Source organism: Anabaena sp. FACHB-83 (assembly GCF_014697485.1).
Taxonomy (GTDB): Bacteria; Cyanobacteriota; Cyanobacteriia; order Cyanobacteriales; family Nostocaceae; genus Nostoc_B.
Genome location: NZ_JACJRY010000006.1, coordinates 253,785 through 269,319, shown reverse-complemented (window position 1 = coordinate 269,319; position 15,535 = coordinate 253,785). Strand labels below are relative to the sequence as shown.

Genomic DNA, 15,535 nt, shown 5'->3' with positions numbered 1-15,535 from the left:
ATTGAAAATGTTAGCTCTGTTAAAAACAATCCGAGAAGCGATCGCCAATTGGTGGTCAGATTTCACCCTCCAAACTAAGCTGTTAGCTGTTGCCACTTTGGTGGTTTCTTTGGTGATGAGTGGTCTGACCTTTTGGGCTGTAAACACAATTCAGCAAGATGCGCGTTTGAATGACACCCGATTCGGCCGCGACTTGGGACTGCTGCTTGCTGCTAACGTTACCCCCCTCATTGCAGAAAATAATCTCACTGAGATTGCCCAATTTTCCCAAAGATTTTATAGCAGTACTTCCAGCGTGAGGTATATGCTTTACGCTGACGAAGGCGGCAAAATCTTTTTCGGGATTCCCTTTTGGGAACCAGAGGTGGAAAACTCTTTATTGACAATTGAGCGAAGAATACAATTACCAGAAGATTACCCTGGTGATAACGATAAGCCAATGGTGCGGCAACATAACACCCCCGATGGCATTGTCACCGATGTATTTGTTCCCCTCATTGTTGAGAAAAAATACTTGGGTGTCTTGGCGATTGGGATTAACCCCAACCAAACAGCCGTAATTTCTACTAATTTCACCCGTGATGTTACCATCGCGGTTTTTATCACAATTTGGGTAATGGTGATTTTAGCCGGGGTGATTAATGCTTTAACCATCACCAAGCCGATTAAAGAACTGCTAGTCGGGGTCAAACAAATCGCCACCGGGAATTTTAAGCAGCGCATCGATTTACCTCTAGGCGGCGAACTCGGAGAATTAATTCTCAGTTTTAATGATATGGCAGAGCGTCTAGAACGCTATGAAGAACAAAATATTGAAGAACTAACCGCCGAAAAAGCCAAACTCGAAACTTTGGTTTCGACGATCGCCGATGGTGCTGTGTTGATTGACAACAACATGCAGGTGATTTTGGTCAACCCCACAGCCAGAAGAATTTTTGGCTGGGAAGGTAATGATGTCGTCGGTAGTAATGTCCTGCATCAATTACCCCCCGCCATTCAGATGGAAATCACCCGTCCCTTGTACGAAATGGCTGCGGGTGAATGCGATAGTGCTGAGTTCCGCATTCATCTTAATCAACCAACTAAGCGCACTATTCGGATTTTATTAACCACAGTGCTGAATTTACAACGGGAAAGTATTAAAGGAATTGCGATTACTGTACAAGATATTACACGGGAAGTAGAACTCAACGAAGCCAAGGGCCAATTTATCAGCAACGTGTCTCATGAACTGCGGACACCGTTATTCAATATCAAATCTTTTATTGAAACGCTGCACGACTACGGCGAAGATTTGAGTGTAGAACAGCGTCAAGATTTTCTCAAAACAGTCAACCATGAAACCGATCGCCTGACTCGTTTAGTTAACGATGTTTTAGACTTATCTAAGTTAGAATCTGGTCGTAGTTATAACTTTGATGGTGTAGACCTCTCCCAAGCCATCGAACAAACCCTGCGGACTTATCAACTCAACGCCAAAGATAAAGGCATTGAACTCCTTCAAGAAGTTGCCCCCAGTTTACCCCTAGTCATGGGTAACTATGATTTATTACTCCAAGTCTTAGCCAATTTGGTCGGTAATGCCCTGAAATTTACAAAAGCCGGCGGTAAAGTAGCAATCCGCGCCTACCAATTAGATCCCAAACCCAACTCCCAAAATCAATCTCCCTGTGTGCGCGTGGAAGTATCTGATACTGGAATTGGTATTGCTTCCGAAGACCAACAAGCCATTTTTGACCGCTTCTTCCGCGTTGAAAACCGAGTCCACACCTTAGAAGGTACTGGTTTGGGTTTATCAATTGTCAGAAATATTGTTGAAAGACATGGTAGTAAAGTTAACTTGGTTAGTGAAGTTGGCATAGGGACAACTTTTTGGTTTGACTTAACTTTATGTGACTAGTACAACAAGGCAAAAGTAAAAAGAAAGAATAACGATACTACAAGCCTTTTAGCAATTTCTTATGGTCTATTTATTTACGCCGACCTGTACTAGATTACTGTTTCTGGGCGCAACCTTCTAACACTTTATTACCCAATATCAAAACAGCCGAATAAGGGTAGTTTTTATCTGACATTCCATCACTACAAGCACTCACTTTTTGCAAAATCAATGTATTGTTACCCCTGAGTCGGTAAACTCTGACCAAATCAGCAGGACGGGCTTGGGCTGCTAGAGGTTTTACATAAGGGAAGGTTTGTTTTTTCACCTCTGGCGAAGAGTAAACAATGCCATTTTTACTAACAGTTACACTCCAAAAAGGTTCTGTACCTAAAGCGATAAATTTTTCATTACTAGGAGTGACTGCTTGCAAACTAGAACTGTATGCCAGTAAACTAGCACTCATTCCCACAAAAGCGATGTAAGAGATAAAAGCTTTCATTGCTCAAGATTTTGAAATGATGAATATCTAATAGATACACATTCAATATTCCAATTCCGCTTGGCAATCAAAAGTCACTCTCACGGTTAATAATATGAGTATATTTTTGTTGACTATTTCCAAGAAGATAGAGGTGGAACTTGTGTTAATTCATGGCTGAGAAGTTCATGAATGTAACCGTTAGTGGCAAGAATGCGACCTGAGTTGATTTGTAAAGGGCTACCATCATAAGCGGTGACTTTACCGCCTGCTTCTTGTAATAAAATGATGCCAGCGACAATATCCCAAGGTGATAGTCCGCGTTCCCAGTAACCATCAACACGACCACAGGCAACATAAGCTAAATCAATGGATGCTGAACCGCTACGTCTAACTCCTTGGGTGAGGTGAGTCAAGTGACAAAATTCGGCATAATTGTTATCTGAGGTTTCGCGGCGATCATAAGCAAAACCAGTTACTAATAAGCTTTTACGTAATTCATTGGTTTGAGAAACTTTGATGGGGCGACGGTTACGAGTTGCACCTAAACCAGCCGCCGCCTGAAATAACTCATTATGTAATGGGTCATAAATTACGCCTACCTGCGGCGTACCATTAATTAACAATCCAATAGAAACGGCGAAAAAAGGATATTGGTGGGCGTAGTTTGTCGTACCATCGAGGGGATCGATCGCCCACAAAAATTCATTATCTTGATTGCCTATCTTACCTGATTCTTCCGCCAAAATAGAATGCTGCGGCAAGTGACGGTGGATAACTTCTAACACCACTGCTTCTGAGGCTTTATCCGCCGCCGTTACCAAATCACCGGGGCGGCCTTTTTCAGTTACTGCGTCTTCTAATTTGCCTAAATAACCTTGTAAAACTGCACCTGCTGTTAACGCCGCCTCGGTAGCAATATCGAGAAAAATTTGTAGTTGAGTCATAGGTGAGTTAATTGTCAATAGTCAAGAGTCAATAGTCCCACACTCAGCACTCACGACTCAACACTGAATCATACATTCAAAGGCGCGATCGCTGATCCCTCAATTCATCGATTCAAAAACCGGAACTCAGCCGGAGTTTGGCGCATAGGATTTTTTGGGTTCCAAATTCCCTCTCCCATAATTCTTGCCCATTGCTGGGCGCGTTCTAGACGTTGATCGTATTTGTGATTAGGCGATCGCCCCACAAACAGCGCATATCCTTGTTTGACGATTTGTTCATTTAATAACTGCTTATCTTTCCAGACATAAGCTAATGTCCGCCCCAGTTTATCTTTATTTTCAATATCAAACTCTAGCTTGATTGATTGTTCTACACCACCAATTAACTTTTCTAAGCTTTGTCTCGCTTCATCACCCCAAGGATTTTGCCGCAAATCTGGCGCATCAATGCCAATTAAACGCACTGGCGAAGCAAAATTAGGTTGTTCACCCATACCCAGCACTTCTAAACTTTGCCCACTTACTACACGCGCCACTTTCACCAATACTTGATTATCTGTGGGCTGATTTTTGGCTTGACAACTTACCAATAGTAATAAGCAAGCTAATATAGCTATTTTTCGCGTCCACCACCCAAAACCCCCTGAAATAGTAGATATTCGCATTTTGACTCCTTTGCACCCTTTGAGAAGCCGAGGGAGTTGGGGAGAGGGTAGACAAGGGAGAGGAGTAGACAAGGGAGAGGGGGTAGACAGGGGAGAAGAAATATAGTTTCCACCTTGTCCCCCTTATCCCCCTTGTCCATCTTGTCCCCCTTGTCTCCCTTGTCCACCTTGTCCCCCTTGTCCCCCTTGTCCCAGTATTAATCTTCGTCTAACGGTAAACCCGCTTTTACTCTACCTTTAGCAAAGTAACGCCCAAATTGGAGTTCATAGACTTCATCTTCGTCTTGTGTTTCTACATCCAAGTCGGAACGGGCGTAACTCACACACAGCAAGGCGTAACCTTGTCGGCGTAACTCTAAGGACAAGCCAACCGCCTCTGGTTGATCAATTTCTCCCGACAAAACCCTAACAGCGCAAGCTGTACAAGCCCCATTACGGCAAGAAAAAGGCAATTCCACGCCTTGTTGTTCGGCAGAGTGTAGGATGTAGCGGTCATCTGGAACTTGAAGAGTGTGTTCTTTACCAGTGGCGCGATCGCGGATTTTAATTTTGTATGTACGGGACATCGTGATTTTGAATTTGGCTTTTCTCTACTCTAAAATGTCTTGCTAGATATTTGCATTTTCTATAAGTTTATATTACAATAAAAAATTGTGACACCTGGAGAGGTGGCCGAGTGGTTGAAGGCGCAGCACTGGAAATGCTGTTTGGGGGCAACTTCAACGAGGGTTCGAATCCCTCCCTCTCCGTTTTTACAAAGCCTTTAGGGCATTAGAGAAAAGCTTGAAGAAACTTCTTCAAGCTTTTTTCTGTTATTTTGTTTACGTATTCTCAATTAACCAGTACAGTACGTAGGATGCGTTACGACTTGGTGAAATTCTTTCAAATATAGGACTTACGCATAAAAACGAAAAATCAAGGGTTTTGGCGAGGGTGTAGGGGTTCAGGTGTATAGGGGAGCCACTGGCGTGGGCGGGTTTCCCGACTTGAGCCAAGTGGCGTGTGTACTGATTCAAAATCCTTACACCCAATCTCTACAGATAATCTTTGTGCGTAAGTCCTGAAATAGTTTCAGTACTTGCTTTTGACAATCGCTTTTAAAGCATCTGATAGATGTGTGTTATTAAGTGAAAAAATTTCGATGCCATCATCATCCAATTCAGTGGTTACTTGAAGATTCTCCGCCAATTTTGTATCTAGCAGCTGTAACAATTCTGCCAAATTAGGAGCCAAAACACATTTTTCATCTTCATCTCTGCCAAAGTTGATAATTTGCCCAATACATCCATTAACATCAGGCGCTAAATCAATACCGATGTGATTTCCTCCTCCATCGTGCATCAGAGGTATCCATTTTTTATGTGCATAGACGCTTTGGATAACGCCTTCTGGATAAGATGTGCAGAAATCATTTAAATCTTCTAAACCATCTTCAATGATTTCCTTCCAACTTAACCAATTTCGCTCCACTTCAGACAGCGAGAGAAATTGTAACCCATAAAAAATGCCCCGTCCTTCTCTAGACTCTCCATTATTGAGTCGATATAAAGTTTGCATCTCTGCGGGAATTTCATAACCAAGTACCGTTTGCAAATGTAAAATTTCATCTTCACTTGCTGGTGGGTTGAGATACTTGTAATATTTAGGAAACCTATTGTGAATCTTTTCTCGATAGCTTAACCAGGATGCACTAACAAGATTATTCATTTTAGATTAATTTGCTGCAAATAACTCTTTTTTAAGCTGCTGAGAGGTTTTCTCAATTGCATTGATGCTACCTGGATTTACTAATCCATAATAGTCAAAAATATAAACTCGATTATTTTGTGTGGCTTTGAGTTTTTGCCAAAAAGGTTCTTTACTAAATGATTCCAAAATCTCCTTATTTGAGGTTGCTTGCGGAGGGTTGATGACAATTATTGTGTCTGGATTAACTTCTAAAACTTTTTCTGCTGATAAAGTGACATAACCACCAAACGGACTTTTACCTTGTAATTCGGCGGCGACATTCTTGAGTTGAAATTTTTCTAGCAAGTTTCCCGCCCAACTGCTTTTATTTGGGGTGAGAATTGGTTGATTACTCACTAACACTAAAGTAGAAATATTTTGCTCTTGTTTTTCTGGTAAAAAACTTTTGTAGCGAGTTAACAAAGGTTCGGGGTTTGCACCAATTAAATCACCCAGTTTTTGAGTCAGACTTTCTAAAGAATCCCATGTTTTAAGTTGAGTCAATACAGTCGGAATTTTTAATTCTTGTAATCTTTGAATTACTTGGGTAGAAAAACCTTCGATACCAATGACTAAATCTGGTTTGAGAGCCACAATTTTTTCTAAATTAGGAGGAGTTTGACCTTCACTCACACGAGGAATATCCTTCAAACCAAGTTCGTTTTTAAATAATGAATTTCCCGCGATACCTACTAGTTTAGTTTTATCGAGTTGATAAATAATATCTGTGGCTAGGGATGAAAGACTAACTACTCTTTTGGCTGTTGGTTGATTATTAGGGGTTGCTGTAATAGCAGATGTTTGTGGTTGTGGCTGTTGAGTTGTAGCAGTGCTACAAGCCATTAAAAATATACTGATGAGAATTGCTAATGCCGATAATATTAAACGATGATACATATAAGAATAAACCTATGGTAACTATGAAATTTACTGACAAAAATGGCGAGTGTAGACATAGTAAAAATTCCCCCAAGAATTTATAGCTATGCTACCTCGCCATTAAGTATACAAGGTTTATTGAGAAAAGCTTTAAATACTATACATTAGTATGTTGTCAAACTATTGTTAATTAAATAACATTTGTTTGTTTTTGTAAAAAATTTATAGTAAAACTTTTTACTTGTGAGAAATATTTATAAATAATGGTTTAATAGCTGGCTGAAATGTTGTTTTTACTGCATCAATGCCCAATCTTCAGGAGTATTACAGTTAAGTAACATCTTGGTATCAGGCACAGCTAAAACTTGTACCGAATATTGCTGAAGCCACTGCTGAAACGATCGCCCGCCTTGGTTGATAAAATCTAGTAGTTGCGGTAAACATCGCCGGCGATAAAAACCACACAGAGGTTCCCAGCCTTTAGGATGATGCGCCAAAGCGGCGATCGCATCTTCCCCCACATTATCAAGTTGCGCCACCCATCCTTGCAATACCTCAACCTGCAACTTTGGTAAATCGCAAGCAAGTAACAACACCCAATCAGTTTGTACCTGTGTAAGTCCTTGAGCAAACCCCACCAACGGCCCGTGATTTAAAGGTGCTTCTAAAATAAAATTACCACGAGGTAAATGTAAGTGTTGATAACGTTCCAGCCAAGGAGTGACAATATAAACAGTCTCAGCACAAGCCGCCGCAATCTGACAAGCTCGCTGTAATAAAGGTACACCATCAACAGTCAGCAAAGCCTTATCCTGTCCCATCCGCGAACTTTTACCGCCAGCCAATACAATGGCTGATAAAAGTGCTGAGTGCTGAGTGCTGAGTGCTGAGTTATTTGTCATTGGTCATTAGTCGTTAGTCATTAGTCATTTGTTCTTTTATGTTCTTTTCTTCACCTTTACCCTGATGTCGTCACTAGCCCTGAGATATTCTTATTTATCAAGTTTCATCTTTATAAATATAGGACTTACGCAAACTCTACTATTTCTTGGCGTTCTTGGCGGCTTGGCGGTACCCTGCGGGAAGCCGCTTCGCGTCTACGATAAATTAAGCTTGTGGGCAATTGCGTAAGTTCTGAAATAATCTAGAATTTTGGCATCGATACGTTCTTTAATATTATTGGGTAGTTTATTTAGTTGTTTTATCGCACCCTTGGTTAATTCAACTTGATACATTAAGCCGTTTCTTTGTTATATCCTTGATATTCATACCAAGAAACAGTACCATTAATGCGTCTATCTTCTCTAGCTTCCTTAATAGCTTGTAAATCTTCCTCATTTTCTATATCATCGATTCTTTGTAAATACGTGAGTATTTCATCTAACACACTGTCATAAGCTTGATTTAACAACACATTGATAGATTCAATTATTGCTTTTCTTTCTTGTTCAGTTTTCATTGCTATTTTGCTTGATTTATTAGATAGACTTGATCAGTTTTCTGCTTCCTAAAAAGGAATCATCCTCTCGTTTGACTTTGCTGCACTTGCTGTAACATTTGCTCAACACTGGTTGCTGGTGCAAGACACTTTAAACCTTGGCAAACTAAGGCAATACTTCCTTCTGGGAGGTTAGATACTACCGAAAACGCGGCTACTGGCAAATATTGAGGAATGAGAGATTGGATTTGCTCACTGGTACTGCGAATTAGGGTAGAGTTACGATACCAATCTAAAGCGGTGAATAAGCTGGGGCAAGCTTGAGGATGACTAGCCATGATGCTTCGGAAGGCTTTTAAACCTTGCTCTGATAAATCGAGATAATGCAGATTATCGGTGAGTAGAGATAACCTGACAAGATTTGCGATCGCTACTCCGTTAGCAGAAGGTGTAGCATTATCCGCATAGCTGCGTTCGCGGATAATTAATTCCTGACTAGCATCGCTAGATGTGTTAAAATATCCTCCTAGTTCTACACTCCAGAGAAATTCGTCGAATTCTTCTTGGATAGCGATCGCTTTTTCCAACCATTGTTGATCATCTGGGCTACAAGCTTGTAAGTCTAATAACGCTTTAATAAAAAAGGCGTAGTCTTCAGACTGCGCTAAAAATGTCGCTTCACCTTGATAATTGAGTCGGTGGAAACGTCCATTGACAAACTGATTTTCCCAAATAAAATTAGCGGCTTGTGCGGCTAATTCCAAATACAAAGGTGATTGAAAGACCCCACCTGCTCTAGCTAACCCAGAAATCATCAAACTATTCCAAGCCACAATCATTTTTGTATCCGTCACCGAGGGAATACGCCCCGGCCAATTATGGGTTTTGGCTTCTTGATTATTCCGGGCTGGGGGAAAAGTCTTTAATGATTCTGGTGCATCACCATAACGCGCTGTAAATAATTTCCCTAATGCCGTTTCTATTTCTGGACTCAATTCCCCAGGGTTACGCCTTTGCAATACATTCAACCCTTCAAAGTTGCCTTGAGGACTAACTGTAAACTCTTGTTGTAATAGGTTTAATTCTTCTGGTGTTAATAACTGTGCGAGTTCGCTGTAACTCCACACATAAAAAGCCCCTTCTTCTGGCTCGACTGCATCAGAATTAATGAAACTATCTGCATCTTGAGCCGCGTAAAAATACCCTTCTGGGGCAATCATTTCGCGTTGCAGCCATTGTACAGTTCCCGCCACAGCCCTAGCAAAAGATGGTTCTTGAATACCCGCACTCCATAAATTTGCTAGATACTCGACAATTTGCCCATTGTCATAAAGCATCTTTTCAAAGTGAGGGACTGTCCAGGTGGGATCAACTGTATAGCGATGAAAGCCACCACCTACATGGTCATAAATACCACCCAGGGCTAAATCTAGTCCGCGCTGAGTACAAATTTGCTGACCATCATAGCGAGATGGCAAATTAAACCGATTTCCCCGCAGTGCTAACTCGGCATAAGGCATCATCGGGAAACTGTTACCGTATTGATTAGCAGTAATGATCCCCGTGCTAGTTTCCCAACCTTTGCCTAGTAATTCATTTTCTGCAACTAGTTGGGGATCATCATTTTGCAAGACCGCAGAGGTGAGGAGCGAGTCTAAAATTACTGCTTTGCGTTGGCGTAAATCTTCTTTTTCGTTGTCGTAGTAATGGCGGAGAGCTTGCAGCACCTGTAAAAAACCAGGACGACCATAGCGGGGATCAACCGGAAAATAAGTCCCAGCGTAAAAAGGAACCAAATCTTCCGGAGAAAGAAAGGCATTTAACGGCCAACCACCTTGACCAGTCATCATCTGTAACGCCTGCATATAAATGCTATCGATGTCTGGGCGTTCTTCTCTATCTACCTTGATAGGCAGAAAATTGGCATTCATGTAATCTGCGATCGCAGCATCAGAAAAAGCCTCACCTTCCATCACAGTACACCAGTGGCAACTAGAGTAACCAATGGAAAGAAAGATAGGTTTATTTTCTGCCTTAGCAGTGGCGAGAGCTTCATCACACCAAGGCCACCAATCAATCGGATTTTCGGCGTGTTTACGCAGGTAGAGACTCTTAGCTTGGGCAAGGCGATTAGTCATGATCTTGTTGTGTGAGGATAGATGCCTTATTTGCCCAGTCTACATTCTGAACGTGGGAGTAGAACTACTCCTTACATAAAAAAACAAAACTTACACCACAGGTTTTCAACAGTCAGGTTAGTAAAGCTTGTGAGAACAGTTGAACAGTTAATCAAACAAACATTTTTTACTTTTGCCTTGTTGTACTAGGGCAAAGAGCGCCACAGAAAGCTGATGATAGTTGTTGACATCTCTGGTGCGGGTGGTTTAACCTGGGCTTGAATTTTGGTATTGTAATTAATTCCTGCTATCAGATGGAGCAAGAAAGTAATGATGGCGGCTTGCACAAGTTTTTCGAGCATGGCAGGTCTCCCTCAGTTGATAGCACTGCAAGTAAAATCTTTTTTCTAAATACACCCCGTACTCATAAATTTCGTAATTTGCCGGGATTTTCTGGAAAATTGCCTTAATTTTTGGTAAATAAATCTTGACAAAATCCAAATTTATAGATAATGGTATGACAGTTTCATTGTCAGAGCGATCGCAGTTGTGGTTTGTCATTGCTCCTCTCTGGCACGAACCGACTCAAATTCCTAGACGCTTTCCCCTATAAAAAGTGCCTGAGTTATGATTTACATCTGCCAGATAGAAGAGAAAATTAGCTCTCTTGCAGGTGATGACAGCCATTCGCCGTTCTCATCGATAAAATAGATGTAAATTAGCTACAGGAACGCTGCATGATTCCTATCGTTATTGAACAATCGGGTCGGGGCGAACGCGCCTTTGATATCTACTCACGACTGTTGCGTGAGCGAATCATCTTCTTGGGACAACAGATTGACAGCAACTTAGCTAACTTAATAGTTGCCCAAATGCTGTTCTTGGATGCAGAAGACCCAGAAAAAGACATTTATATGTACATTAATTCCCCTGGCGGTTCGGTAACTGCTGGTATGGGTATTTTTGACACTATGAAGCATATCCGCCCCGATGTCTGTACCATTTGTACCGGATTAGCGGCAAGTATGGGAGCTTTTCTCCTGAGTGCGGGTGCTAAAGGTAAGCGGATGAGTCTACCCCATTCCCGCATTATGATTCACCAACCTTTAGGCGGCGCACAAGGCCAAGCCACCGACATTGAAATTCAAGCGCGGGAAATTTTGTATCACAAAAAGCGACTCAACGACTTTCTTGCTGAACACACAGGTCAGCCAATTGAGCGCATTGCAGAAGATACCGAACGCGACTTTTTCATGTCACCCGATGAAGCCAGAGAATACGGTTTGATTGACCAAGTAATTGACCGTCACGCTGCGGGTAGTCGTCCGATGACTGTGGTGTAGTTATTTGTAATTGACTATTAAAGCTCCCATCAACACCTGAAAATTTTTACTTTTAAACCAGTATATTGCAGGGGTTATGGGAGCTTTAAAGTATTACTGCTACCTGAGACAAGATATTATGGATAGCGATCGCATCTACCAGTTAATAAATCAAGCAGAAGAACTTGTACAGGCAGGTGAATACAAGCTGGCAATTAGTGTTTTTCAACAAGTCTTACAAATTGATCCACATAATATTGAAGCTTTAAGGCAGTATGGTAAATATTTGACACAAATTCGAGAATTTGAACAGGCTTTTAAAGCTTTTAAACAAGCTATAGAAATAGCCCCAACAAATGTTAAACTTTTGTCTTCATATAGTACATTTTTAAAGAAATTAGGAAAAAACGCTCAGTTGATTGACATAATAAATACATTAATAGAAATTGAACCTCAAAATTGTATAACATTAGCTAAGTCCGCAAACACTTTGGCTTCAATTGGTGAATATGACAATGCCTTTCAATTGTTTGAACAATCATTACAAATTGAACCTAATAATCCAAAAACATTGGCTAGTTATGCCAATGCTTTGGCTTCAATTGGTGAATATGACAATGCCTTTCAATTGTTTGAACAATCATTACAAATTGAACCTAATAATCCAAAAACATTGGCTAGTTATGCCAATGCTTTGGCTTCAATTGGTGAATATGACAATGCCTTTCAATTGTTTGAACAATCATTACAAATTGAACCTAATAATCCAAAAACATTGGCTAGTTATGCCAATGCTTTGGCTTCAATTGGTGAATATGACAATGCCTTTCAATTGTTTGAACAATCATTACAAATTGAACCTAATAATCCCATAAGATTAAGTAGATATGCAATTGCTTTGGCTGCGATTGGTGAGTATGAGCAGGCTTTTGAGTTGTTTGAGCTATCACTGGAAATTGAGCCTCAGAATCCAATAACATTAAGCAAATATGCAAATATTTTGGCTGAAATTGGTAAGTATGAGCAGGCTTTTGAGTTGTTTGAGCTATCACTGGAAATTGAGCCTCAGAATCTAATAACATTAAGTAGGTATGCAATTGCTTTGACTGCAATTGGTAAGTATGAGAAAGCTGTTCAATTGTTTGAGCAATGTTTACAGATTAAGTTCCAAAATTCTGATGCACTAAACAGTTATATTTATCTTCAATACGCTCTCGCATTAGAAGGACTAGGTAAGTACAAAGATGCAATAGAGCAATTGCTAACTATCAAAGTAGAGACTCAGACTCAATATCAAGCTAATTTAATTCGAGTCAAACTAGGTAGGTTATACTATCGCATTAAACAACCAGAGAAAGGTAGCGAATATTTCGAGGCAGCAATAGCTAATTCTGATGACAAGGATAAAACTGTCATCTACAGTGCTAGAAGCATCCTCTCCAGTGATCCCCATAGTGAAACAGCAATCGAACTGTTACAGCAAATTGCAAAAAACTCGCCACGCTATGCTCAAGCATTTGAGATGCTAACTCTCAATCTGAGTGAGGAAGACTACTTTGATATGGTTAAAACTGATGCCCAGACTGGCTTAATTGATACAACAGAAATGCTAAACAGGGCAATGTATCACAAAATTGCCAATGAGATTGGTATACTGAAAGGAATTGCATATCGAATTTTACGCTACTCCGAACAGGAAGATCCTCTGTTAAGGGGAATTATTCAAGATATTGAAGATGTATTTGAAGAGGTAAACAGACGACGGGCAGCACAAAAGTCTGCAATTGAAACTATCCCTCACGATGACTATGGAAAAATTCTGGCGGTGATTTCTAAAACAGCTCATGACATCTCAGATTTTGTCAATAATCAGCTTGCTGTCATTGAGTCCAAAACTCGACGCGCAATACGGAAATTGAAACCAAGTGATGCTCACTATGCTCAGTTTGAGAAATTGCTGGCACAGCTAGAACTAACCCAGACTGCTCTTAGTGATTTAAAAGCGATTAACGAAGGGATTACTATTAAGAATCATCGCTTTAAGGTGAAAAAGCTATTTGAAAAGTGGGAAACTACTCCTCGAATTGACCAAGCTCAAATTATACTAGATATTCAAAACGGCGATTCTGAATTCAATGGCGATGAAGAAAAAATTAAAAGCACGCTAAATGAATTGGTGGAGAATTCACTTAAACACAATTACGATCAGCAAGATTTAAGAATATGTATATCTTCCCAAGATGTTATCAATCCATCCGTAATCTGGGAAAGAACAATTCCTGGGGAGCAGAAATACTTATTCATAGAATTTGCTGATAATGGTAAAGGAATTCCCAAAGACAAAAAGCATTGGATTTTTCAACCACTAAAAACAACCTCGCAAGAAGGTAAAGGTAGCGGTTTAGGATTGTTTATTATTCGTAAAACATTAACCAAGATGAATGGTTATATCCGAGAAACAGGATATAACGGAGCTAGGTTTGAAATTTATATTCCCTATACAAAAGGAGAGTTACATTAGACAAGATGCAAACGGAAAATGTTCATTTATTGGTGGTGGAAGATAACCCTCGTTATTTGAGCGAGTTGCTGGAGTGGTTAGGAGACTATGGTTATCAGCACATAGAAACTGCAACAAGTTCTACCCAAGCACAGGAAAAATTACAAACTCCCTTCGATGTAATAATTTCTGATATGCGGATGGAACAAGATGACAGTGGCTTTGTAATTTTGAATGAAGTGAAGGAAAGAAACCTTTCTTCTGTAGTAATAATTCTGACAGCTAACGATACAGTCGGTGATTGCCGTACAGCATTTAAATCAGGAGTATGGGACTACATTTCCAAAAATATGCGCGGCAATGTTTATGATGTTCTGCATGAATCAATTCAAGATGCGATCGCTTACTTTAACCTTTGGGGTAATGCTCAAAATGAGCAATGGATTACCGAAAATCTAGAAACTTTAGAACAAAATTATTTTGGTCAATATATTGCTGTGATCAACAAAACAGTCATTGATGCAGCAGATACAGAAGAAGCTTTAAAGCAACGTATTGAAGAACGACAACTACGCCGCTTTTTAACCACAATTCGCAAAATTGGCGATTTACGTCCCATCTCTGAGTTGATCCAACTGCCAGAAAGCGATCGCCTAGAATACAAAAGTACCTTTCAGTGGGATGTTAAGCGTAATTGTGAGAACAAAGATTTAAGATTTAGCAGCCTCAAGACAATTGTGGCTTTTCTCAACTCTGAAGGTGGCACTCTGATTATTGGAGTTGAAGATAATGGTAATGTTTTCGGACTTGAACAAGATTTGTCTTTACTGTCAAATGGAAATCTTGACAAATTAGAGCGAACAATTATTGATACAATTTGTAACCATATTGGAAAAAGTTTTATTCAGCAAATCAAAATTAGGTTTGAAAATATTGATGATAAATGTGTTTGTGCAATTGATGTTAAAAAATCTCATAAAAAAGCTTGGTTACAGAAGACTAAAGAAAAGAAACTAGAATTTTATATCCGAATGTCAAACAAGTCTGAACCTCTAGATATTCCAGATATATATGATCACCTCTAAGGGCAAGTATATCTGTATATTTATACTAAACCAGGAGGTATTGCCTTCATATAATGATTTTAGTAAATAAATTTAGGTATTTAAATTTCACCCTACAAATTCTATTTGGATTAATCTAGAGGTGTGGCTAGAGATTCCAAATATTTGAGAAAATCTAGTAGTTCTTCTTCAGTTAATAAATGGCGCGATCGCTTACCATAAGTTTTCATCAGATAATCTCTGCCCCACTCTACACTGACATCTAATCGCTGCATTTCTTGATCAGTTTTAGCTATAACTTGAACAAAAAAATCTTCTCCTGATGATGGCGTAGGTTGAGCTTCCAAGTATCTCAGAAAATCCAGTAATTCTGATTCGGTTAATAAAGTCCGCCCTCTCTTGCCATAAGTTTTAATAAGATAATTTCTTCCTTGTTCTGGTGTCCAGCCTAAACGGTGCAATTCAATATCAGTTTTGGCTAATACTTCTGCTAAATTCACTGGTTTCATAAATGC

Annotated in this window: 14 protein-coding genes, 1 tRNA gene and 1 pseudogene; 5 read left to right on the top strand and 11 right to left on the bottom strand. The window is 40.0% G+C overall.

The annotated features are described in order from the left end of the window. Positions 1-7: 7 nt before the first annotated feature. The gene (nblS, locus tag H6G79_RS10340; RefSeq protein ID WP_190589033.1) at positions 8-1,900 is read left to right on the top strand and encodes a two-component system sensor histidine kinase NblS; all 1,893 of its coding nucleotides are present in this window, start codon (positions 8-10) and stop codon (positions 1,898-1,900) included. Positions 1,901-1,994: 94 nt separating this feature from the next. On the opposite strand, the gene H6G79_RS10335 is transcribed toward nblS, so the two are convergent. The 4 genes from H6G79_RS10335 to H6G79_RS10320 form a co-directional block, all read right to left on the bottom strand. Continuing rightward, entirely contained in the window at positions 1,995-2,381 is a 387-nt protein-coding gene (locus H6G79_RS10335) for a COG3650 family protein (RefSeq protein WP_190589035.1), read from the bottom strand. Positions 2,382-2,494: 113 nt separating this feature from the next. Then, positions 2,495-3,307, bottom strand: coding sequence for an inositol monophosphatase family protein (locus H6G79_RS10330; protein WP_190589037.1), 813 nt, complete (start codon positions 3,305-3,307; stop codon positions 2,495-2,497). Between the two features lie 104 nt (positions 3,308-3,411). Next, entirely contained in the window at positions 3,412-3,972 is a 561-nt protein-coding gene (locus H6G79_RS10325) for a thermonuclease family protein (RefSeq protein WP_190589040.1), read from the bottom strand. A gap of 197 nt (positions 3,973-4,169) precedes the next feature. Continuing rightward, on the bottom strand, positions 4,170-4,538 hold the full coding sequence (locus H6G79_RS10320) for a 2Fe-2S iron-sulfur cluster-binding protein (protein WP_190589042.1): 369 nt from the start codon (positions 4,536-4,538) through the stop codon (positions 4,170-4,172). A gap of 96 nt (positions 4,539-4,634) precedes the next feature. On the opposite strand from H6G79_RS10320, the gene H6G79_RS10315 reads away from it, so the two are divergent. Beyond that, positions 4,635-4,721 (top strand) — tRNA-Ser (locus H6G79_RS10315). 322 nt (positions 4,722-5,043) lie between these two features. Here the strand turns inward: H6G79_RS10315 and H6G79_RS10310 are convergent. From H6G79_RS10310 to H6G79_RS10285, 6 genes are all read right to left on the bottom strand, one after another. Beyond that, a complete protein-coding gene (locus tag H6G79_RS10310; protein WP_190589044.1) occupies positions 5,044-5,679 on the bottom strand; it encodes an SMI1/KNR4 family protein in 636 nt (211 codons plus the stop codon). A 6-nt stretch (positions 5,680-5,685) separates the two neighbouring features. Next, the gene (locus H6G79_RS10305) at positions 5,686-6,597 is read right to left on the bottom strand and encodes an ABC transporter substrate-binding protein (protein ID WP_190589046.1); all 912 of its coding nucleotides are present in this window, start codon (positions 6,595-6,597) and stop codon (positions 5,686-5,688) included. A gap of 275 nt (positions 6,598-6,872) precedes the next feature. Then, positions 6,873-7,481: a molybdenum cofactor guanylyltransferase gene (locus H6G79_RS10300; protein WP_190589047.1), complete on the bottom strand. Its 609-nt coding sequence runs from the start codon at positions 7,479-7,481 to the stop codon at positions 6,873-6,875. Between the two features lie 332 nt (positions 7,482-7,813). Further along, entirely contained in the window at positions 7,814-8,038 is a 225-nt protein-coding gene (locus tag H6G79_RS10295; RefSeq protein WP_190589049.1) for a hypothetical protein, read from the bottom strand. A 59-nt stretch (positions 8,039-8,097) separates the two neighbouring features. Further along, positions 8,098-10,155, bottom strand: coding sequence for a thioredoxin domain-containing protein (locus H6G79_RS10290; RefSeq protein WP_190589051.1), 2,058 nt, complete (start codon positions 10,153-10,155; stop codon positions 8,098-8,100). Positions 10,156-10,340: 185 nt separating this feature from the next. Continuing rightward, a complete protein-coding gene (locus H6G79_RS10285) occupies positions 10,341-10,496 on the bottom strand; it encodes a hypothetical protein (RefSeq protein WP_190589053.1) in 156 nt (51 codons plus the stop codon). Between the two features lie 375 nt (positions 10,497-10,871). Between H6G79_RS10285 and clpP the strand changes: the two genes are divergently transcribed. From clpP to H6G79_RS10270, 3 genes are all read left to right on the top strand, one after another. Then, positions 10,872-11,477 carry an ATP-dependent Clp endopeptidase proteolytic subunit ClpP gene (gene clpP / locus H6G79_RS10280; protein WP_190589055.1) on the top strand — a complete coding sequence of 202 codons (606 nt, stop codon included), beginning with the start codon at positions 10,872-10,874 and terminating at the stop codon, positions 11,475-11,477. Positions 11,478-11,553: 76 nt separating this feature from the next. After that, on the top strand, positions 11,554-13,977 hold the full coding sequence (locus H6G79_RS10275) for a tetratricopeptide repeat protein (protein WP_191049353.1): 2,424 nt from the start codon (positions 11,554-11,556) through the stop codon (positions 13,975-13,977). A gap of 5 nt (positions 13,978-13,982) precedes the next feature. Further along, a complete protein-coding gene (locus tag H6G79_RS10270) occupies positions 13,983-15,041 on the top strand; it encodes an RNA-binding domain-containing protein (protein WP_190589059.1) in 1,059 nt (352 codons plus the stop codon). Between the two features lie 296 nt (positions 15,042-15,337). Here H6G79_RS10270 and H6G79_RS10265 read toward each other — a convergent pair. Further along, a pseudogene (locus H6G79_RS10265) lies at positions 15,338-15,523 on the bottom strand (hypothetical protein); the annotation flags it as partial. Positions 15,524-15,535: the final 12 nt, after the last annotated feature.